Annotated in this window: 1 pseudogene; it reads right to left on the reverse strand. The window is 70.1% G+C overall.

Features of this window, described 5'->3' with window-relative positions:
* Window positions 1-776: pseudogene (locus AC07VX_RS26865) on the reverse strand (heme utilization protein); the annotation flags it as partial.

Below are 776 nucleotides of genomic sequence, written 5' to 3' on the forward strand. Positions count from 1 at the left end.
GCGCCGACCTGGTCGGACGACAGGCCGCCCAGCGCCGCGGTCGTCACGGCGCGCAGGTCGGCGGTTTCGAGCTTGGCCAGTTGGCCGGTGGTCAGCGCGCCGACCTGGGCAGAGCTCAGCGCGGCGAACTGGGCGGTGCCCAGCGCGTTGAGGTTGTCCGTGGTCAGGTTGCCGAGCTGGGTGCTCGTCAGCGCCTGCACCTGGGCCGTGGACAGGCTGGCGATCTGGCCGGTGCTCAGCGAATTCAGGTCGCCGGTCGTCAGGCCGACGACTTGCGGCGCCGTGGTCAGCGCGTTGAGCTGGGTGGAGGTCAGCGCGCGCAGTTGGTCGCTGGTGAGGGCGTCGATCTGGCCGGTGGACAGATTGCGCAACGCGCTGGTCGAGATGGACTTGATGTCAACGGTCTCGATCGCGGCGATCTGGGCGGTGGACAGGTTGGCGACCTGGGCAGAGGTGAGCGCGGCGACCTGGCCGGAGGTCAGCGCCACCATGTCGGCGGTGGTGAGACCCTTGATCTGGTCGGAGCCCAGCGAGGCCACTTGCGCCGTGGTCAGTGCGCCGACGGCGTCGCTGGCCAGGGCCGCGACCTGGGCCGAGCTCAGCGCATTCAGCGCCGCCGTTGAAACGGCGCGCAGGTCGGCGGTTTCGAGCCTGGCCAGTTGGCCGGTCGTCAGGGCGCCGAATTGCGTGGAGTTCAGTGCGGCGAACTGGGCGGTGCCCAGCGCGTTGAGGTTGTCCGTGGTCAGGTTGCCGAGCTGGGTCGAGGTCAGGGCCTG

It is taken from the genome of Roseateles sp. GW821-FHT03B02, assembly GCF_059421025.1.